Source organism: Streptomyces antioxidans, assembly GCF_000968685.2.
In the GTDB taxonomy this organism is placed as follows: Bacteria; Actinomycetota; Actinomycetes; order Streptomycetales; family Streptomycetaceae; genus Streptomyces; species Streptomyces antioxidans.
This window is the reverse complement of sequence record NZ_LAKD02000047.1, coordinates 31,501-50,504: the sequence shown is the minus strand read 5'-3', so window position 1 is coordinate 50,504 and position 19,004 is coordinate 31,501. Positions and strand designations below refer to the sequence as shown.

The following is a 19,004-nucleotide window of genomic DNA, read 5'->3' as shown; positions in this document are numbered from 1 at the left end:
GGGCCGCGGTGACGCCGGACCGGGTTTTCAGAGCAGGGTCAGCTGGGCCGGTGGCGAGCCGGCCCCGGCGTCCGGCTCCTCCCCGGTCCCGGCGTCCGACTCCTCGGACACCTTGCGGTGGGCCCCCGACGCGTACGGGCCGATGCCGTACTCGGCGGCGAAGTCGTGCACCATCCCGGTGATCCGTCGCTGGTACCACTTCGGGGCGTAGGCCCCGCCCTCGTACAGCGCGTCGTACCGCCGCAGCAGCCGTGGGTGGTGGTGGGTGAGCCAGGCGGTGAACCACTCGCGGGCGCCCGGGCGCAGATGGAGCACCAGCGGGGTCACGGAGCTGGCACCGGCCTCCGCGATCGCCCTTACGGTGGCCCGCAGCTGCTCGGGGGAGTCGCTGAGGAAGGGGATCACCGGGGCCATCAGCACCCCGCACGGGATCCCGTGGGAGGACAGCGTCCGTACGGCGTCCAGCCGCCGCTCGGGCGAGGGCGTGCCCGGTTCGACGGTGCGCCACAGCTCGCCGTCGGTGAAGCCGACCGAGACCGAGACGCCGATGTCGGTGACGCGCGAGGCCCGCCGCAGCAGCTCCAGATCGCGCAGGATCAGGGTGCCCTTGGTGAGGATCGAGAAGGGGTTTGTGCGCTCGGTGAGCGCCGTAAGGATGCCGGGCATGAGCTGGTACCGGCCCTCGGCGCGCTGGTAGCAGTCCACATTGGTGCCCATGGCGATGTGCTCGCCGGTCCAGCGGCGGGAGGCCAGCTCGCGGCGGAGCAGCTCCGGCGCATTGGTCTTCACCACGATCTGGGAGTCGAAGCCGATCCCGGTGTCCAGGTCGAGATAGCTGTGGGTCTTGCGCGCGAAGCAGTACACGCAGGCGTGGCTGCAGCCGCGGTACGGGTTCACCGTCCACTCGAACGGCATCCGGGAGGCTCCGGGCACCCGGTTGATGATCGAGCGCGCCCGGATCTCGTGGAAGGTGATGCCGCGGAACTCCGGGGTGTCGAAGGTGCGGGTGGTCACCGCGTCCGCGGCGAAGAGGGCGGGGGTGGCCGCCGCGTCGTCTCGGGTCAGGTTGTCCCAGCGCATCGCAGCCACCTCCGGGTCTCGCTCGATACCACAATAGAACACATGTGTGATTGATTTTCGTCAACCCCGGATTTGGGCCGGTGCCGCTGAGGTGGTTGGCTTGCGCCTGTCAGGGCGCCATGGGCTGAAGGCGCCACGTCGAGGGCGGAAGGAAATGCGATGGGGCAGGTCGAGGCCACCACGGAGCGGATCGTCACGGGTAAGCCCGAGGATGTGTTCGACGCACTCGCCGACTACCGCGACACTCGCCCCCGGCTCCTCCCGCAGCAGTTCAGCGAGTACGAGGTGCGCGAGGGCGGCGACGGCGAGGGCACCGTCGTGCACTGGAAGCTCCAGGCCACCAGCAAGCGGGTGCGCGACTGCCTGCTGGAGGTCTCCGAGCCGTCCGACGGCCAGCTGATCGAGAAGGACCGCAACTCCTCGATGGTGACCACCTGGACCGTCACCCCGGCGGGTGAGGGTAAGTCGCGGGTCGTCGTCACCTCGACCTGGACCGGCGCGACCGGCATCGGCGGCTTCTTCGAGCGGACCTTCGCCCCCAAGGGGCTGGCCCGGATTTACGACGGACTGCTGGCCAAGCTCGCCGCCGAGACGGCCGAATAGCGCCTGTGGCGCGGTTCTTGGCGCCGTTCACAACCCAGTTCGCGACGCCCTTGCGGCGCCGTTCATGACGCCGCTCAGGGTGCCCGTGGCGCCCTGAGCCCTCCCCGGCTCCCTCTCCCGGACCGAATGTCGCACTCACCGGTTCGGGTGGTTTTCTCCGCGGTCCCGCATACCCCCGTACACACTCTCACCGGGGCGAATGCCGTCCGCGGCCCCTCGTTGGCGATTCGTCGCTGTTTGCCCCCCGTTGCGCGTGATGCGAGAAATGGGCGGCGCAGATGTGACGAGGGGAGAAGGACGTGGGCGGACCCACCGGGACCACCGGCGCCACCGTGCCGAAGCGGCGAGAGAGCCACGGGCACGGCGGGCACGAACCGGCGGGCCCTCCCGCCCACATCACCGACGACGCAACCGAAACCGGCGGCGCCGGGGCGGGGGCGGCGCCGCCCCCGGCGGACGGCGCCGGTCCGGCGCCCGCACCGCTCAGCCCGGCCCGGGTGCGGATGGTCTTCTTCGGGCTGATGCTCGCGCTGCTGCTCGCGGCGCTCGACCAGACCATCGTCGCCACCGCCCTCCCCGAGGTGGTCGGCGAACTCCACGGCCTGGGCAAGATGTCCTGGACCGTGACCTCCTACCTCCTCGCGGTCACCGTCGTGCTGCCGCTCTACGGCAAGCTGGGCGATCTCATCGGCCGTAAGAGCGTCTTCGTCTTCGCGATCGTCGTCTTCATCGCCGGATCCGCGCTCGCGGGCTGGTCACGCACGATGGAGGAACTGATCGCCTTCCGGGCGGTACAGGGCGTGGGCGCCGGCGGTCTGATGATCGGCGTCCAGGCGATCATGGCCGATATTGTGCCCCCGCGGGAACGTGGCCGCTATATGGGGATCATCGGCGCCGCGTTCGGTCTCGCCTCGGTGGCCGGGCCGCTGCTCGGCGGGTTCTTCACCGACCATGCCTCCTGGCGCTGGTGCTTCTACGTCAACGTCCCCTTCGGGCTGCTCACCCTCGCCGTCGTGGCTGCCGTCCTCAAGGTGCCCGAGCCGCCGCGGCGGGCCCGCTTCGACTATCTGGGCGCGCTGTTCCTGTCCCTGTTCTCCACCTGTGCGGTGCTGCTGACGAGTTGGGGCGGCACGGAGTACGCGTGGGGCTCCCGCGTCATCCTCGGGCTCGCCCTGGGGGCGGTGGGTTCGGCGGTCCTCTTCGTCGTCGCGGAGTGCGTCGTCCCCGAACCGATCATCCCCATGCGGCTGTTCCGTGATTCGGTCTTCTGCGTCAGCGGGCTGATCGGCGCCGTCATCGGCGTCGCGCTCTTCGGCGCCGCCAGCTATCTGCCGACCTTCCTCCAGATGGTCGACGGCGTCTCGGCCACCGAGTCGGGGCTGCTGATGGTGCCCATGATGGGCGGCATGGTGCTGGCCTCCATCCTCTCCGGCCAGCTCATCAGCACCACCGGCCGCTACAAGGTCTTCCCCGTCGTCGGCGGGCTGATCTCCATCGCCGGGATGTGGCTGCTCTCCCGGCTGGAGGAGGACACCCGCCGCCTGGACTACAGCCTGTGGATGGGCGTCCTCGGGCTCGGCATCGGGCTCGTCCTGCCGGTGCTCATCCTCGCGGTGCAGAACTCCGTGCCCGTGGCCGACCTCGGCTCGGCCACCAGCGCCAACAACTACTTCCGGCAGATCGGCGGCAGCGTCGGCGCGGCCGTCTTCGGCACGCTCTTCGCCAACCGGCTCACCGACCGCCTCCGGGTCGACCTGCCCTCCGGAGCGGCGTACGGGAGCGGTGGCGACGGAACCGGTCTGCCCGACCCCGACTCGGTCACCCCGCAGATGGTGCACGCCATGCCGGGCGCCCTGCGCGACGGCTACATCGCGGCGTACGCCCACGCCATGCCGCGGATCTTCCTCTATCTCGTGCCGGTGCTCGTCCTGGGCTTCCTGCTCGCCTTCCTCCTGAAGGAGAAACCTCTGGTGTCCCACACCGACTATGCCGTCCAGCAAGACCCGCAAGATCTGCACGACCCGGTGGTGCCCGCCGCGCGCACGGGCGCCGGGCCCCGGCACGCAGCGGCCGGTTCGCCGACCGCGCCGCCACCCACCGCGGGCGTCCCGGTCTGTGGCACGGTCCAGCACCACGACGGCACCTCGGTCCCACGGGCGGCCCTGACCCTCATCGACATCGGCGGACGCCAGATCGGGCGCGGTGCCACCGGGGAGGACGGGCGGTACGCGCTGAGCACACCGGGCGCCGGGTCGTACGTCCTGATCGCGGCGGCAGGTGGCCACCAGCCGCGGGCGGTCAGCGTCACCGTCGGGGACCGGCCGGTCGAGCTGGACGTGGTGCTCGGCGGCGCGGGGCGGCTCGCCGGTGCCGTCCTTACGGCTGACGGCACACCCGTAAGGGAGGCGACGGTCACCCTGACCGATGTCCGCGGCGAGGTCGTCGCGGCCACCCGCAGCGGGCGGGAAGGGGACTATGTGATGGACGAGTTGGTGGCGGGTGAGTACACCCTCGCCGCCAGCGCCCCCGCGTTCCGCCCCGCCGCACTCCCGATCACCGTCCAGGCCGCCCGGGAGACCAGGCAGGACGTTGAACTGGCCGGTGGCGCGGTCCTGCGCGGGGTCGTCCGGGCCACCGGCGGCCGGGTGGTGGAGGACGCCCGGGTCACGCTGCTGGACGCGGCGGGCAATGTGGTCGACACGGCGACGACGGGCGCCGACGGCGCGTTCCGCTTCATCGACCTGTCGGCGGGCGAGTACACGGTGATCGCCTCCGGCTATCCGCCGGTGGCGACGGTCCTCCAGGTCGCGGGCGGTGGCCGCACGGAGCGCGATCTCCAACTGGGCTACGAGGACTAGGGGGTGGTTGGACGGCGGCTCGTGCCGCCTGCGGCGGGCTGTCCCCTCCCCGCCCCTTCCCGTAACTGGGGCTCGGCCCCAGGCCCCGGGGGTGGTGGGTTGACCGGGGTGACGGTTGGGTCCTCGACCGTTGGGGTTTAGGGGTCGGGGTGGAGCCGGGTCTGTGTCCCGGGCCTCGGCCGAATGACTCGGTTGTGTGCGCCGTCCCTTCCCGTAACTGGGGCTCGGCCCCAGGCCCCGGGGGTGGTGGGTTGACCGGGGTGACGGTTGGGTCCTCGACCGTTGGGGTTTAGGGGTCGGGGTGGAGCCGGGTCTGTGTCCCGGGCCTCGGCCGAATGACTCGGTTGTGTGCGCCGCCCCTTCCCGTAACTGGGGCTCGGCCCCAGGCCCCGGCTGGGTGAGTTGAGCGTGGCGACGGTCGGCTCCCCGACCCTGGGGGCCAGGGGCGAAGCGGAACCGGGGCTTCGGCCCGGGCCTCGGTCGGACGGCTCGGCGGTGTGCGGGCGTCCGCCACGACGGTGTACCGGGGTGGGTTGTTCCCCTTCCCGCAGTGCCGATACGCGCCTCCGCCGCCCGGCGGGAGCCCCGCCCCAGACCCTGGGCCCTGGCTTCGCCTCCGCCCCTGGGCCCGGGCGGGCGCTTCGTCCCTTGCCACGGTGGCGATTTGCGGCTCCGCCGCGCGGTGGCGCTCCCCCCAACCCCCGGGCCAGGGGCTCCGCCTCAGGCCCTGGCCCGGTCCGGGGCTTCGCTCCTACCCGCGGCGGCGATTTGCGGCTCGGCCGCGCGGTGGCGCTCTGGCCCAGCCCCGATGCGGGGCTTTACCTCGGGCCCTGGACCCCGGTCCAAGGCTCCGGCCCAGACCCTGGCCCGGTCCGGGGTGTTGCCCACGGGCCATGCGCCAACCCGACCGTCACGCACGCCCTGGCCACCCCGGGCCGGGGCTTCGCCCTCTGCCGCCGTGGCGATGTGCGGCTTTGCCGCGCGGTGGTACTCCGCCCCGGGGCCCGGAGCCCGGGGTCCGGGGTCCGGGGTCCAGGGGCGGTGCCCCTGGTTGCGGGAAGGGGCGGGTAGGGGAAAGACCCGCCGGAAGGCGCACCTCGCGCGTCGTACCCGCACATGACACCTATTCGGGTATTGCCTCCCGCAGCCGCCCGCGACAGCCGTACCGTGGGTAGCGCTGTCGCAGATCTTGCGTGCGAAGGAGTCTTCCGCCTATGGAGTACGGCACGTCGCGCTGCGACGACGGCCAGGGCGAATCGCCCGTGGTGCCGGAGCAGCGCAGGGGTGTCCACGGGAGGATGCCGCTCGCGGTCGTCGTCATCGACGCCGAGGGGCGGGTCACGCACTGGAGTTCGGGGGCGCGCAGGCTCTTCGGACCCGCGCGCCAACAGGCCGTCGGCCGTCCCGCCGTCGACCTGATGCCGGTCTCGGGGGCGTTACGCGGCGCCGAGGTGCGCGACGACGCGACGGGCAGCCAGGAGCTCGACGACTCGCGGCTCGGCCCCGTGCACTACCCCACCGCGGGGCGGGCCCGCATGGCGGGGCCGAGCCCCGGCCAGGTGGACGTCCTGTGGTGGGCGTATCCGCTGCTGGGCCCGGGGCCGGAGCGGCTGCTGGTGCTGGCGGCGGACGCCAACGCGGTGGGCGGGGACGCGCTGGGGCGGGACGAGCGGATCGGGCCCGGCTTCGCGCTGCACACCGAGTTCCCCGGTGCCGAGCGGCTGGCGGACCGGCTGCCGGACATCCTGCCCAACATGGGCCCGGCCACCGCCGGGCGGATCGTGGCCCAGGTGCTGGAACTGGGCTATCCGGTCCTGGAGATCAGCCACCACGAGCGCGTTCCGGTGACGCCGGACTGGGGGATGCCCCGCTATCGCGAGCGCCTGGCGCGCCAGGAGACCGTACGGCGGCGCGCGCTCGCGGCGGACGGCGCACCGGATCCAGAGCACGCCCCCGAGCGTTCGCCGGACCCCGGCGAGGTGGACCTGGAGTACGCGGCGGTCCGTGAGCGGCTGGAGTTCCTCAACGAGGTCAGTGGCCGCATCGGCACCTCCCTGGACCTCGCCCGCACCATCCGCGAGGTGACCAGCGCCGCCGTCCCGCGCTTCGCGGACTTCGCGGGAACCCATCTGCGCGCCCAGGTCCTGGCGGGCGAGGGGTTCCCCGACGGCCCGCCCGACGTCACCACCGTCTGGCACCGGGTCTGGGTCGAGCACAACGACGAACCGGGCCGCTGGGACGACACCGTGCCGGTCGGGGAGAGCATCGCGTTCCCCGAACACACCCCGTTCTTCCAGTGCATGGTCACCGGCGAGCCGGTGCTGATCCCGCACATCAGCGACGAGGTGGGCGACCGTATCGCCGGGCAGTTCGAGAAGCGCGACCTCAGACCCCTGATCAACGGCCGGTCGATCCTGATCGTGCCGCTCAAGGCGCGCGATGTGGTGCTGGGCTTCATGGTGCTGCTGAGACGCCCGGGGCGGGAGCCGTTCGACGACATGGACCGTACGACCGGCGCCGAACTGGCCGCCCGCGCCGGGCTCGTCCTCGACAACGCCCGGATGTACACCTACCAGGAGAACGTCGCCGAGACGCTCCAGGACAGCATGCTGCCGCAGGTGACGCCGCGCATGGCGGGCTGCGACACCGCCACCCGCTATCTGCCAGGGACCCGGCTGGGCCGGGTCGGCGGAGACTGGTTCGACACCATCAAGCTGCCCGGGTCGCGCACCGCGCTGGTGGTCGGCGACGTCATGGGGCACGGGCTCACCTCCGCGGCGATGATGGGCCAGCTGCGCACCGCCGTGCAGACCATGGCCGCGCTCGACCTGCCGCCCGCCCAACTGCTCCGCAGTCTCGACGATCTGGCCCAGCGGCTCGGTGAGCACTATCTGGCCACCTGTCTGTACGCCGTCTACGACCCCGTCGGCTCCGAGCTGGTGCTCGCCAACGCGGGCCATATCCCGCCCGTACTGGTGCGGGCCCAGGACGGCCGCAGCGAGTTGCTGAACCTGCCCACCGGGGCGCCGATCGGCGTGGGCGGGGTGCCCTTCGAGACGGCGACGGTGCGGGTGGCGCCCGGCGACCGGCTGGTGCTGTGCACGGACGGCCTGGTCGAGGTGCGGGGCCAGGACATCGGCGCCGGGATCGCCGCGCTGTGCGAGTCCGCGGCACATCCGGCCGCGTCCATGGACGACGCCTGCGACACCATCATCCGGGCGCTGGCCACGGCCGCCCGCGACACGGACGGCCGTGGCGGCCGTAAGGACGACGTGGCGCTTCTGATGGCCCGGCTGAACGGCGTACCGGCCGAGGACGTCGCCCAGTGGCGGCTCGCGCTGGACCCCAGCGAGGTCGGGCGGGCCCGGCGGCTCGTCCGCGAGCGGCTGCTGGGGTGGGGGCTGCCGGAGTCGGTGGAGACCGCCGAGCTCCTGGTGAGCGAGGCGGTGACCAACGCGATACGGCACGCCCACACCCACCATGTGCGGCTGCGCCTGGTACGCACCGAAGCCCTGCTGTGCGAGGTCACCGACGATGACCACGAACTCCCGGCGCTGCTGAGCGCCGACCGCGAGGACGAGAGCGGGCGCGGGCTGCGGGTGATCAGCGAACTGGCGCGCGAGTGGGGGACGAGCCGCACGGGGCGCGGTAAAACGGTGTGGTTCGAGCAGGCGTTGGCACATCCGGCAGAGCAGGCGTCGGCATACCCAGGGGAGCGGCGATGAGCGTCTCGGAGCGCTACCGGCAGGCGTGGGAGAGCTATTGGCGGGAGACCTCGGACGCCCCGGGGGACGCCATCTGGGACGCGGACCCCTCACTGAGCGCCGCCCCGCATCTGGACCTGCTCACCCCGCACTCCGACACCTCGCTGCCGATCGTCGACCTGGGCTGTGGCAACGGCACCCAGACCCGCTATCTGGCCTCCCGCTTCGGGCGGGCGGTCGGCGTGGACCTGTCCCAGGCGGCGGTGGAGCACGCCCGGCGCGCCGATCCGGCGGGCGCGGCGGAGTACCGGCGGCTGAGCCTGACGGACGCGGCCGCCGTGGCGGACCTGGCCCGGCGGCTCGGCGACACGAACGTGTACATGCGGGCCGTCATCCACCAGAGCGACGCCGCCGACCGGCATCCGGTCGCTGGGGCGGTGGCCACGCTGCTGGGGCGGCGCGGGCGGGGGTTCGTGGTGGAGCTGACGGCCCGGTCCAAGGCCGTGCTGGGGGAGCTGGCGGCGAGCCCGGGCGGTCCGCCGCCGAAGCTGCGCCGGGTCTTCGACCACGGGCTGCGGCCCGCCGACGCGGCGGACAAGGAGATTCCGGAGGTGCTGGCGGACGCCGGGCTGGAGATCCTGGCCGACGGACCGACGGCGCTGGCCCAAACGGAGCAGTGGCCGGACGGCTCCCGGGTCGAGCTGCCGGCCCGCTGGTTCGTGGTCGCGCGGGCGTAGTCCGCCGTGCCGGGCACCCCCGCGCACCGCAGGCGGGAACAGTGGACTGGACCAGTTATCCACAGGGGTGGTTCGGGTCGGGCGCGGCGCGTAACGTGACGAGGCATGAAGATCCTCATCAGCGCCGACATGGAGGGCGCCACCGGCGTGACCTGGCCGGCTGATGTGCTGCCCGGCACCCCGCAGTGGGAGCGCTGCCGCCGTCTGTTCACCTCCGATGTAAGCGCCGCCGTCGCCGGCTTCCTCGACGGTGGTGCGGACGAGGTGCTCATCAACGAGGCGCATTGGAGCATGCGCAATCTGCTGCTGGAGGAGCTGGACGAGCGCGCGCAGATGCTCACCGGGCGGCACAAGTCCCTCAGCATGGTCGAGGGCGTGCAGCACGGAGATGTGGACGGGGTGGCGTTCGTCGGCTATCACACCGGCGCGGGCACCGAAGGCGTCCTCGCCCACACCTACCTGGCCAACTCCATCACCGGCGTGTGGGTGAACGGCGCGCGGGCGAGCGAAGGCCGGCTCAACGCACTGGTGGTCGCCGAGTACGGGGTGCCGGTGGTGCTGATCACCGGTGACGACAAGACCTGCGAGGACGCCGGGGACTATGTGCCCGACGCCCGGTGCGTCGCGGTCAAGGACTACGTCTCGCGCTATGCGGCGGTGTGCCGCACCCCCGCCCGCACGGCCGCGGACATCCGGGAGGCGGCGCGGGAGGCGGCCGGGCTGGCGGTGCGCCATGAGCCCGCCCGCGGCGGGCCGTTCACACTGGAGCTGGAATTCGACGCCGAGCATCTGGTGGGGGCGGCGAGCGTCGTGCCGGGCGTGGAGCGCAGCGGCGAGCGCCGCGTGGCGTACACCTCACCGACCATGTACGAGGGGATCCGCTGCTTCAAGGCCGTCACGACGGTCGTCTCGGCCGCGGTGGAGGAGCAATATGGCTGACGCGGACCGTCCCGAGGCGATCGACGCCCAGGCGCTGGAGGAGGTGGTGCGGTTCACCTCCGATCTGATCAGGATCGACACCACCAACCGAGGCGGAGGTGACTGCTCGGAGCGCCCGGCCGCCGAGTATGTGGCGGAGATGCTGGGCGATGTGGAGATCGAGCCCACCCTGCTGGAGCGCTCGCCGGGGCGCACCAATGTGGTCGCCAGGATCGAGGGCAGCGATCCTTCCGCACCCGCGCTGCTGGTCCACGGCCATCTGGACGTGGTGCCCGCCGAGCCCGCCGACTGGACCGTGCACCCCTTCTCCGGGGAGGTGCGCGACGGGGTCGTCTGGGGCCGGGGCGCCATCGACATGAAGGACATGGACGCGATGATGCTCGCGGTCGTCCGGGCCTGGGCGCGGACGGGCGTGCGGCCGCGCCGGGACATCGTGCTGGCCTTCACCGCCGATGAGGAGGACAGCGCCGCCTGGGGCGCCGGCTTCCTGGCGGACCGTCATGCCGGGCTCTTCGAGGGCTGCACCGAGGGCATCAGCGAGTCCGGCGCCTTCACCTTCCACGCCGGGTCGGGGGCGCGGATCTACCCCATCGCGGCGGGGGAGCGCGGCACGGCCTGGCTGAAGCTCACCGCACACGGCCGCGCCGGACACGGCTCCAAGGTCAACCGGGACAATGCGGTCAGCAGGCTGGCCGCCGCCGTCGCCCGCATCGGTGAGCACAGCTGGCCGGTCCGGCTGACCCCCACCGTGAAGTCCGCCCTCACCGAACTGGCCGCGCTCCAGGGCATCCCGGCCGACGTGGACGCCCCGGACTTCGACGTCGACGGCCTGCTGGCCAAGCTGGGCCCCGCCGCCGCCCTGATCGAGCCCACCGTGCGGAACAGCGCCAACCCCACGGTGCTCGAGGCCGGTTACAAGGTCAATGTGATCCCGGGCAGCGCGACCGCCTATGTGGACGGTCGGATGCTGCCCGGCGGCGAGGAGGAGTTCCACGACACCCTCGACCGGCTCACCGGACCGGATGTCGAGTGGGAGTTCCATCACCGGGAGCGCCCCCTGGAGGCGCCGATCGACACCCCCACGTACCGGGCGATGCGCGCCGCCGTCGAGCACTTCGACCCCGGCGCCCGCGCCGTGCCGTACTGCATGTCGGGTGGCACCGACGCCAAGCAGTTCTCCCGGCTCGGCATCGCCGGATACGGCTTCTCGCCGCTGCGCCTGCCCGAGGGCTTCGACTACCAGGCGCTCTACCACGCCGTGGACGAGCGGGTGCCGGTGGACGCCCTGCACTTCGGCGTCCGCGTGCTCGACCACTTTCTGCAGAGGGCGTGAGGAACACCGTGCAGCGACTGACGGCCGTCACGGCCCCCTACGGCGAGTGGCCATCCCCGGTCGACGCCGCGCTCGTCGCCTCCCACGACGGCCACCCGGAGTATGTGGGCACGGTCGGCGAGGAGGTGTGGTGGACCGCGCCGCGCCCCGGCGAGGGAGGCCGCCGCGCCCTGGTCCGGCGGCGTACCGACGGCACCGAGGTCCCGGTGCTGGCCCCGCCGTGGAACGCGCGCAGCAAGGTGATGGGGTACGGCGGAATGCCCTGGGCCGCGCTGGGCCGCGCGAGCGGCGGCCCGCTCGTGGTCTTCGTCCACTTCGCCGACCAGCGGTTGTACGTCCATGAGCCGGACGCCCCGGCCGGGGCCGCGCCGCGCCCGCTGACCCCGCTGTCGGCGGTCGGGGAGGGGCTGCGCTGGGCCGACCCGGTGCTCCGCCCGGACCGGGGCGAAGTGTGGTGTGTGCTGGAGGAGTTCACCGGCGAGGGGCCGACGGATGTGCGGCGGGTCATCGCCGCCGTACCGCTGGACGGCTCGGCCGCCGAGGACCGTGCGGCGGTGCGCGAGCTGACCGACGACCGCCATCGCTTCCTCACCGGGCCCCGGCTCTCGCCCGACGGCCGGCGGGCCGCCTGGATCGTCTGGGACCACCCCCGGATGCCCTGGGACGGCACGGAGGTGATGCTGGCCGATGTCGCGGAGGACGGTTCCTTCACCGGCGCCCGGGCGGTGCTGGGCGGGCCGGAGGAGTCGGTCGCCCAGATCGAGTGGGCCGAGGACGGCGCGCTGCTCGCGGCCACCGACCGCACCGGCTGGTGGAATCTGCACCGCCTCCAGCCGCCGGAGGAGACGGCCGGTTCGCACGGACCGGCCGCGCTCGGGCGGCCGGTGGAGCTGTGCCCGCGCCAGGAGGAGTTCGGCGGGCCGCTGTGGAAGCTGGGCCACCGCTGGTTCGCCCCGCTGACCGGCGGTCTGATCGCGGTGCTGCACGGCCGGGGCGCGGCGGCCCTCGGCATCCTCGATCCACGGACCGGCGAGCTGGCCGATGTGCCGGGCCCCTGGACCGAATGGGAGCCGACGCTGGCCGTCAACGGCACCCGCGTGGTCGGCGTCGCGGCGAGCCCGCACGGCGGCCATGAGGTCGTGGAGCTGGATGTGTGCACCGGGCGCTCCCGGGTCATCGGCAGCCCCCACAGCGACGCCGTGGACCCCGCGTACTACCCCCGGCCTGAGGCCCGCACCTTCACCGGCCCTGACGGCCGGGAGATCCACGCCCAGCTCTACCCACCGCACCATCCCGGCCACACCGCACCGGATGGTGAGCTTCCGCCGTATGTCATCTGGGCCCACGGCGGGCCCACCGGGCGTGCCCCGCTCGTGCTCGACCTGGGGATCGCCTATTTCACCTCGCGCGGCATCGGCGTCGCCGAGGTCAACTACGGGGGCTCCACGGGCTATGGCCGTGCCTACCGGGAGCGGCTGCGGGAGCAGTGGGGCGTGGTCGACGTCCAGGACTGCGCCGCCGTCGCCGGGGCGCTCGCCGACGAGGGCATCGCCGACCGCGCCCGGCTCGCGATCCGCGGCGGCAGCGCGGGCGGCTGGACGGCGGCGGCCTCCCTCACCGCCACCGACCTCTACGCCTGCGCCACCGTCAGCTATCCCATCCTCGACCTGGTCTCCTGGGCCACCGGCGGCACCCATGACTTCGAGTCGCGCTACACCGAATCGCTGGTCGGCCCGCTCGATGAGGTGGCCGACCGCTACCGCGAGCGCTCCCCGATGCACCGGGCCGACCGCGTCGGTTCGCCCTTCGTGCTGCTCCAGGGGCTGGACGACACCATCTGCCCGCCCGAGCAGTGCGAGCGCTTCCTGGAGGCGGTCTCCGGGCGCGGCGTTCCGCACGCGTATCTCACCTTCGAGGGCGAGGGCCACGGCTTCCGCCGCGCCGATACGATGATCCGCGCCCTGGAGGCCGAATTGTCGCTGTACATCCAGACCTTCGGGCTGATCAGATCCGATGTGCCCACCCTGGAGCTGCTGAAGTCAGCGGTTCCGCACTCCACTGGAGGAGCGAGTTGACACCCCCATCGCCCCCGCGCGTCGTCGGTCACGATCCGCTGCCCACCGCCGTCGCCGATGGCTGGCCGCAGGGCGGCGAGCCCGAGACCTGGCTGCTCAGCGTCGCGCGGTACACCGCGGCCATGGACGTGGGCGCGCCCGCCACGGTCCTGGACGCCGGGGAGCGGGAGCGGGCGTCGAAGTTCCTGCGGGCGGAGGACCGCGAGCGCTATACGGCGGCCCATCTGGGGCTGCGGGAGCTGCTGGGCGGCTATCTGGGCATGGCCCCGGCCGATGTGCCGTTCACCCGCGAGGCATGCCCCGGCTGCGGCGGGCCGCACGGCCGCCCCGCCGTGTCCGGCACCCCGCTGCACTTCAATATGTCGCACGCCGGTGATCTGGTGCTCTTCGCCTTCGCGGGCTCCCCGGTCGGCGTGGATGTGGAGAAGTTCCAGCCCGCCTCGGTGGTCGAGCAGGTGGCCGGGAGTCTGCACCCCAAGGAGCGCGCCGAGCTGGACGCGCTGGCGCCGGGCGACCGCACCGCCGCCTTCGCCCGCTGCTGGACCCGTAAGGAGGCGTATCTCAAGGGCCTGGGCACCGGCCTGTCCCGGGACCCGGCGGTCAACTATGTCGGCACCGGGCTCTCCGCCGTGCCGGTCGGCCCGTGGGCGATGACCGACATCCCCGTGGACGGGGTCGTAGCCGGCGGCTCCGGCTATGCGGCGGCCATGGCGCTGCTGACATCATTGCCGCATGCCTGACGTCCGGTATGTCGCCGAGGGAACCCGGGCCGCCATCCGCCGCACCCGCCGCGAGGACGCCGCGGAGTTCACCAGGCGCGCCCGGGAGAGCATGGCGTTCCACCGCCCCTGGCTCACCCTCCCGACCACCGAGCCGGCCTTTCAGCACTACATCGCCCAGTTGGAGAGGGAGGACCGTGAGGGGTTCCTGGTCCATGCCCGGGAGACCGGTGAGATGGCCGGGTTCATCAACATCAACAACATTGTGCGCGGCGCCTTCCAGTGCGGCTCGATCGGCTACGGCGCCTTTCCGCCCGCCGCCGGGCAGGGCTATATGTCCGAGGGGCTTGGGCTCGTACTGCGCCATGCCTTCGGGCCGCTGGGGCTGCACCGCGTCGAGGTCAACATCCAGCCGGGTAACAAGGCGTCGATCGGGCTGGTGAAGCGCCATGGCTTCCGGCTGGAGGGGTTCTCGCCCGACTTCCTCCACATCGAGGGCGCCTGGCGTGACCACGAGCGCTGGGCCATGACCAGCGACATGCTGGACCTGCGGACCGACTCCGAGTAACGGGCGCCGCGTGCCGGGCGGCACTGCCGGGTGCCGGACGGCGATGCCGCTGACGGGTCACCGTGATCGGTCCGAAGCGGCTCTGTTCAGCGGGCCCGTCGGCGTTGTTCCATGGTCACCGGACGGTCGCCGCACCGAGGTGACCCAAGGCAGTTGGAACGAGGCAGCCCGTGGCCACGAGCGTGCGACGTACCACCCTGACCCTTCCCACCGCCCCCGTGGGGCCCGACAACCCCCTGCCCGCGCTGCGCCCCCTCGACGAGGTGCACCGCGTGGACGACCGCACCCGGGCCACCCTCCCCGCCGACATGGCCCGTCAGGTCGCCTGCGCACCACTGCGGTCGGTGCTGCCGGTGCGGCTGCGCGACGGTTACGGCCGGGACCGCGCCCCCACCGCGCTCGACGCCATCGTCCTGGAGAACGAGCAACTGCGGGCCACCGTGCTGCCCGGGCTCGGCGGCCGGGTCCACTCACTGGTCCACAAGCCGACCGGCCGTGAGCTCCTGTACCGCAACCCGGTGTTCCAGCCCGCCGACTTCGCCCTCAACGGCGCCTGGTTCTCCGGCGGGATCGAGTGGAACATCGGCGCCACCGGCCACACCACCCTCTCCTGCTCGCCCCTGCACGCCGCCCGCGTCCCCGCGCCGGACGCCGCCGACGGGGGTGCGATGGTGCGGCTCTGGGAGTGGGAGCGGCTGCGCGATCTGCCCTTCCAGGTGGATCTGTGGCTGCCCGCCGACTCCGCGTTCCTCTACGTGGGCGTCAGGATCCGCAACCCCCACCACCTCCCCGCCCCCGTCTACTGGTGGTCCAACATCGCCGTTCCCGAGGACGAGCACACCCGCGTCCTCGCCCCCGCCGACGAGGCCTGGCACTTCGGATACGCCCGCACCCTCAGCAGGGTCCCGGTCCCGGAGTGGGACGGCGCCGACCGCACCTATCCGCTGCGCGGCGCCTATCCCGCCGACTACTTCTACGAGGTGCCCGACGGCGCCCGCCGCTGGATCGCCTCGCTCGACGCCGACGGCGGCGGCCTCGTCCAGACCTCGACCGATCTGCTGCGCGGCCGCAAGCTCTTCGTCTGGGGCGCGGGCCCCGGCGGACGGCGCTGGCAGCAGTGGCTGACCGAGCCCGGCACCGGCGGCTACGCCGAGATCCAGGCCGGACTCGCCCGCACCCAGCTGGAGCACATCCCGCTGGAGGCGGGGGAGGAGTTCGCCTGGCTGGAGGCGTACGGCCCGCTGACCGCCGACCCGGCGGCCGTCCACGGCGCGGACTGGGCGGTCGCCCGCCGCGAGACCGAGACCCGGCTGGAGGCGGCGCTGCCGCGCGCCGCCGTCGAAGCGGCCTACGCCACCTGGCGCCCGTACGCCGACGCGGAACCGGCGGAACGCCTCGCGACCGGCTCCGGCTGGGGCGCGCTGGAGATCGAGCGCGGCGGATTCCAGCTGCCCGGCACGCCGTTCGACCCGGACACGCTGGGGGAGGAGCAGGAGCCGTGGCGCCGGTTGCTGCGCACCGGCGCCCTGCCCGACTGGGAGCCTGGCCCCTCCCGGGCCGACCCCGGTGCCTCCGTGGTCGCGCCCGCCTGGCGCGACCTCCTCGAAGCGGCGCCCTCGACCGCCGCCGCCGAGTACCACCTGGGCGTCGCCCAGTGGCACGCGGGCGACCGGGCCCAGGCCGAGCGCAGCTGGGAGCGGTCGTTGCGGTGCGCGGAGACGCCCTGGACGCTGCGCTGTCTGGCCGTCGCCGACACCGCCTCCGGCCATCCGGCGCGCGCGGCGGAACGGCTGCTGCGCGCCGTACGGCTCCTCCTGGCCTCGGCCGCCGCCCCGGAGCCCGAGGCGTCCCCGGAGCCCGAGGCGTCCCCGGCGCTCGAAGCGGTGGGAACGGGGCAGGGCGTGGCACAGCGGGAGGCGGGGACGGTATCGGTCGCCACGCCGCCCGTCGCCACGGACCAGGTCGCCACCGACCCGGCCGCCCCGGAGAAGGCCGTCTCGGAAACAGCCGCCCTGGAGACGGCCGTCTCGGAAACAGCCGCCCCGGAGACGGCCGAGGCGGCGCTCGGCCGGGAGGCGATCCTCGCGCTGCTCGCGGCCGACCGCGCCGACGACGCACGAGCGGTCCTCGACGCCCTGCGCCCCGCCATCCGCGCACGCGGCCGCTTCCGGCTGCTGCGCGCCCAGATCCTGCTGGCCCAGGGCGACGCCCTGGCCGCCCGCGCCGTCTTCGACGAGGGCTTCGAGGTCTGCGATCTGCGCGAGGGCGACGAGGCGTTGAGCGACACCTGGTACGCGATCGTGGAACGCCTGGCGACCGGCGCCGAAGCCCCCCTCACCGAGGAAGCCCGCGCCCGGGCCCGCGCAGAGCACCCCCTCCCCGCCCGCTACGAATTCCGCATGCGCCCCGCCTAGCGGTCCTACGGCCCGCAGGGGAAAGGTGGCCTGGCCCGTACGGCGGCCTGACCGGCGTGTGCTCGCGTGGTGGGGCGTCGCGTCGCGGGGCCGGGTTCGCATGGTGGGGCCCGGGGTGGGCACCCGGGTGGGGATGTCGGCGTAGCACATGAGCCGGAAGGAGCCGCGTGCCGTGAGGACACCGCATGACCCCGGGGCGGATCCCGAGGACGAGGGGATTCCCGATCTGCAGGACGGGACGCCCGAGCAGCAGTGGGCCGGGGATCCGCAGCAGTTGCCCGTGGCCGGGGACGTGCCGACGGTCGCCGGGTACCGGGACACCACGAGCGCGGAGACGCGCGAACGGGAGTCGCTGGGCGAGCGGTTGGCCGATGAGGAGCCGGAGGCGGGCGAGCCGGTCGGCACCGTGGCGGAACCGGCGGGGCTGCTGTACGACGAGCCGGATCCCGACCTCCTGCGTGAGCAGGACGTCTACTCCCAGGAGGGCTCGACCAGCGGGCTGTCCGCCGAGGAGGAGGCGGTCCGGATCAGGAGCGATGAGCTCCGGGACGTGGATGATCTCTACGAGGAGGTCGCCGACGAGGAGTTCGGCGACGAGGAGGCCATCACGGATCCGGGACCGCCCTCCTGACGGGTCTGCCGGACGGTCTGTTCACGGGCGGGTCACGCCGGGTTCCGGTCGACGTACTCGAAGATCGCGCCGTCGGGGTGGCGGGCCACCAGCGTGCGGCCCACGGGAGCGGGCAGCGGACCGGCGACGATCTGCCCGCCGACCGCCGTGAGATCGGCGATCGCCTCGTCCACGTCCTGCACCGCGATCGTCGCCGTGATCTTGCGGAGAATCGAGATCTCCGACTCCGGTCCGCTCATCAGGAAGAAGCAGCCGACCGCCGCGACCGCGACGGGGCCGCGCTGGAAGCGCACCGCCTCGGCCCCCGTCAGCTTTTCGTAGACGGCGATCGCCGAGTCCAGGTCGTCGACGCACACGCGGAGTGAAGTCCCCAGAATATCCATGCGGGCGAGCCTAGTTGAACTGCTCAGACGCGGCAGAGGATCTCACCGTGCAGAACGGCGAACCAGCCGTCCGGGGCCTCGCCCCACGTCCGCCACGCCTCCGCGATCGACCCCAGCTCCTCCTCCGTGGCATGGCCGCCGTCCACCGCGAGCCGGGCGTAGGAGGAGGCGACCGTGCGGTCCGCCCACAGACCGCTCCACCACGCCCGCTCCTCCTCCGTCGCGTAGCACCACGCCGTGGCGGTCGAGGTGATGTCGGTGAAACCGGCCTCCAGGGCCCAGGAACGCAGCCTGCGACCGGCGTCCGGCTCCCCGCCGTTGGCCCGCGCGACCCGGCGGTAGAGGTCCAGCCAGCCGTCCAGCCCGGGTACGGACGGGTACCAGGTCATGGTGGCGTAGTCGGAGTCGCGCACCGCCACGAGGCCGCCCGGCGCGCACACCCGTCGCATCTCGCGCAGCGCCGCCACCGGATCGCCGACGTGCTGCAGCACCTGATGGGCGTGGACCACGCAGAAGGAGTCGTCGGGGTGGTCCAGCGCGTGGACGTCGGCGACCGCGAAGGAGACGTTGGCCAGCCCGCGCTCCTCGGCCACCGCGCGGGCCCGCTCGAGGACGGCGCCCTCCGCATCGACGCCCGTGACCTGCCCCTGGGGGACCAGCTCCGCCAGGTCCGCGGTGATGGTGCCGGGGCCGCAGCCGATGTCCAGGATCCGCATGTGGGGCCGCAGCTGGCCGGTGAGATACGCGGCGGAGTTGGCCGCCGTGCGCCAGGTGTGCGAGCGCAGCACCGACTCATGGTGGCCATGGGTGTAGACGGCGGTGTCCTTCGGCATGGCGGAACTCCCCTTCGGGACCGGTGAACGGGTGGCTCCACCGTAGAAGGCATCTCGTATCACGAGAAGAACCGTCTCAGTATTCGGGTTGCTGTCACGGCGACGCCGGAGGGGCGGTGGGGAAACG

The 19,004-nt window shown here is 73.1% G+C and carries 14 protein-coding genes; 11 read left to right on the top strand and 3 right to left on the bottom strand.

The genetic code is table 11. The features are described 5' to 3' along the window. Window positions 1-27: 27 nt before the first annotated feature. On the bottom strand, window positions 28-1,080 hold the full coding sequence (locus tag VT50_RS19010; protein ID WP_046089201.1) for an Rv2578c family radical SAM protein: 1,053 nt from the start codon (window positions 1,078-1,080) through the stop codon (window positions 28-30). Window positions 1,081-1,239: 159 nt separating this feature from the next. Between VT50_RS19010 and VT50_RS19005 the strand changes: the two genes are divergently transcribed. From VT50_RS19005 to VT50_RS18955, 11 genes are all read left to right on the top strand, one after another. Then, window positions 1,240-1,683, top strand: coding sequence for an SRPBCC family protein (locus VT50_RS19005; protein WP_046089202.1), 444 nt, complete (start codon window positions 1,240-1,242; stop codon window positions 1,681-1,683). A gap of 503 nt (window positions 1,684-2,186) precedes the next feature. Beyond that, a complete protein-coding gene (locus VT50_RS19000) occupies window positions 2,187-4,541 on the top strand; it encodes an MFS transporter (protein WP_420822205.1) in 2,355 nt (784 codons plus the stop codon). Between the two features lie 1,214 nt (window positions 4,542-5,755). Next, window positions 5,756-8,266: an ATP-binding SpoIIE family protein phosphatase gene (locus VT50_RS18995; RefSeq protein WP_078840917.1), complete on the top strand. Its 2,511-nt coding sequence runs from the start codon at window positions 5,756-5,758 to the stop codon at window positions 8,264-8,266. Next, window positions 8,263-8,982: a class I SAM-dependent methyltransferase gene (locus VT50_RS18990; RefSeq protein ID WP_046089203.1), complete on the top strand. Its 720-nt coding sequence runs from the start codon at window positions 8,263-8,265 to the stop codon at window positions 8,980-8,982. Before VT50_RS18995 ends, VT50_RS18990 begins: the two co-directional genes overlap by 4 nt. A 105-nt stretch (window positions 8,983-9,087) precedes the next feature. Next, window positions 9,088-9,921, top strand: coding sequence for a M55 family metallopeptidase (locus VT50_RS18985; RefSeq protein ID WP_046089204.1), 834 nt, complete (start codon window positions 9,088-9,090; stop codon window positions 9,919-9,921). Then, on the top strand, window positions 9,914-11,254 hold the full coding sequence (locus VT50_RS18980) for a M20/M25/M40 family metallo-hydrolase (RefSeq protein WP_046089205.1): 1,341 nt from the start codon (window positions 9,914-9,916) through the stop codon (window positions 11,252-11,254). The genes VT50_RS18985 and VT50_RS18980 overlap by 8 nt, the downstream gene beginning before the upstream one ends. An 8-nt stretch (window positions 11,255-11,262) precedes the next feature. Continuing rightward, window positions 11,263-13,329 carry a S9 family peptidase gene (locus VT50_RS18975; RefSeq protein WP_240529214.1) on the top strand — a complete coding sequence of 689 codons (2,067 nt, stop codon included), beginning with the start codon at window positions 11,263-11,265 and terminating at the stop codon, window positions 13,327-13,329. Beyond that, a complete protein-coding gene (locus VT50_RS18970; protein WP_046089206.1) occupies window positions 13,326-14,069 on the top strand; it encodes a 4'-phosphopantetheinyl transferase family protein in 744 nt (247 codons plus the stop codon). The genes VT50_RS18975 and VT50_RS18970 overlap by 4 nt, the downstream gene beginning before the upstream one ends. Beyond that, window positions 14,062-14,616 (top strand): GNAT family N-acetyltransferase, encoded by a 555-nt coding sequence (locus tag VT50_RS18965; protein WP_046089207.1) that lies wholly within the window; start codon window positions 14,062-14,064, stop codon window positions 14,614-14,616. Before VT50_RS18970 ends, VT50_RS18965 begins: the two co-directional genes overlap by 8 nt. A 170-nt stretch (window positions 14,617-14,786) precedes the next feature. Then, a complete protein-coding gene (locus tag VT50_RS18960; RefSeq protein WP_046089208.1) occupies window positions 14,787-17,030 on the top strand; it encodes a DUF5107 domain-containing protein in 2,244 nt (747 codons plus the stop codon). Between the two features lie 172 nt (window positions 17,031-17,202). Then, on the top strand, window positions 17,203-17,661 hold the full coding sequence (locus VT50_RS18955; RefSeq protein WP_046089209.1) for a hypothetical protein: 459 nt from the start codon (window positions 17,203-17,205) through the stop codon (window positions 17,659-17,661). Between the two features lie 32 nt (window positions 17,662-17,693). Here the strand turns inward: VT50_RS18955 and VT50_RS18950 are convergent, their stop codons facing one another. After that, the gene (locus tag VT50_RS18950) at window positions 17,694-18,044 is read right to left on the bottom strand and encodes a VOC family protein (protein WP_046089210.1); all 351 of its coding nucleotides are present in this window, start codon (window positions 18,042-18,044) and stop codon (window positions 17,694-17,696) included. Between the two features lie 23 nt (window positions 18,045-18,067). Beyond that, window positions 18,068-18,877: a class I SAM-dependent methyltransferase gene (locus VT50_RS18945; RefSeq protein ID WP_046089211.1), complete on the bottom strand. Its 810-nt coding sequence runs from the start codon at window positions 18,875-18,877 to the stop codon at window positions 18,068-18,070. Between the last annotated feature and the right edge of the window lie 127 nt (window positions 18,878-19,004).

Coding starts and splice junctions, on each gene's coding strand:
- VT50_RS19005 (WP_046089202.1), top strand. CDS start 1,240: ATGGGGCAGGTCGAGGCCACCACGGAGCGGATCGTCACGGGTAAGCCC.
- VT50_RS19010 (WP_046089201.1), bottom strand. CDS start 1,080: ATGCGCTGGGACAACCTGACCCGAGACGACGCGGCGGCCACCCCCGCC.
- VT50_RS18950 (WP_046089210.1), bottom strand. CDS start 18,044: ATGGATATTCTGGGGACTTCACTCCGCGTGTGCGTCGACGACCTGGAC.
- VT50_RS19000 (WP_420822205.1), top strand. CDS start 2,187: ATGGTCTTCTTCGGGCTGATGCTCGCGCTGCTGCTCGCGGCGCTCGAC.
- VT50_RS18990 (WP_046089203.1), top strand. CDS start 8,263: ATGAGCGTCTCGGAGCGCTACCGGCAGGCGTGGGAGAGCTATTGGCGG.
- VT50_RS18980 (WP_046089205.1), top strand. CDS start 9,914: ATGGCTGACGCGGACCGTCCCGAGGCGATCGACGCCCAGGCGCTGGAG.
- VT50_RS18945 (WP_046089211.1), bottom strand. CDS start 18,877: ATGCCGAAGGACACCGCCGTCTACACCCATGGCCACCATGAGTCGGTG.
- VT50_RS18995 (WP_078840917.1), top strand. CDS start 5,756: ATGGAGTACGGCACGTCGCGCTGCGACGACGGCCAGGGCGAATCGCCC.
- VT50_RS18985 (WP_046089204.1), top strand. CDS start 9,088: ATGAAGATCCTCATCAGCGCCGACATGGAGGGCGCCACCGGCGTGACC.
- VT50_RS18965 (WP_046089207.1), top strand. CDS start 14,062: ATGCCTGACGTCCGGTATGTCGCCGAGGGAACCCGGGCCGCCATCCGC.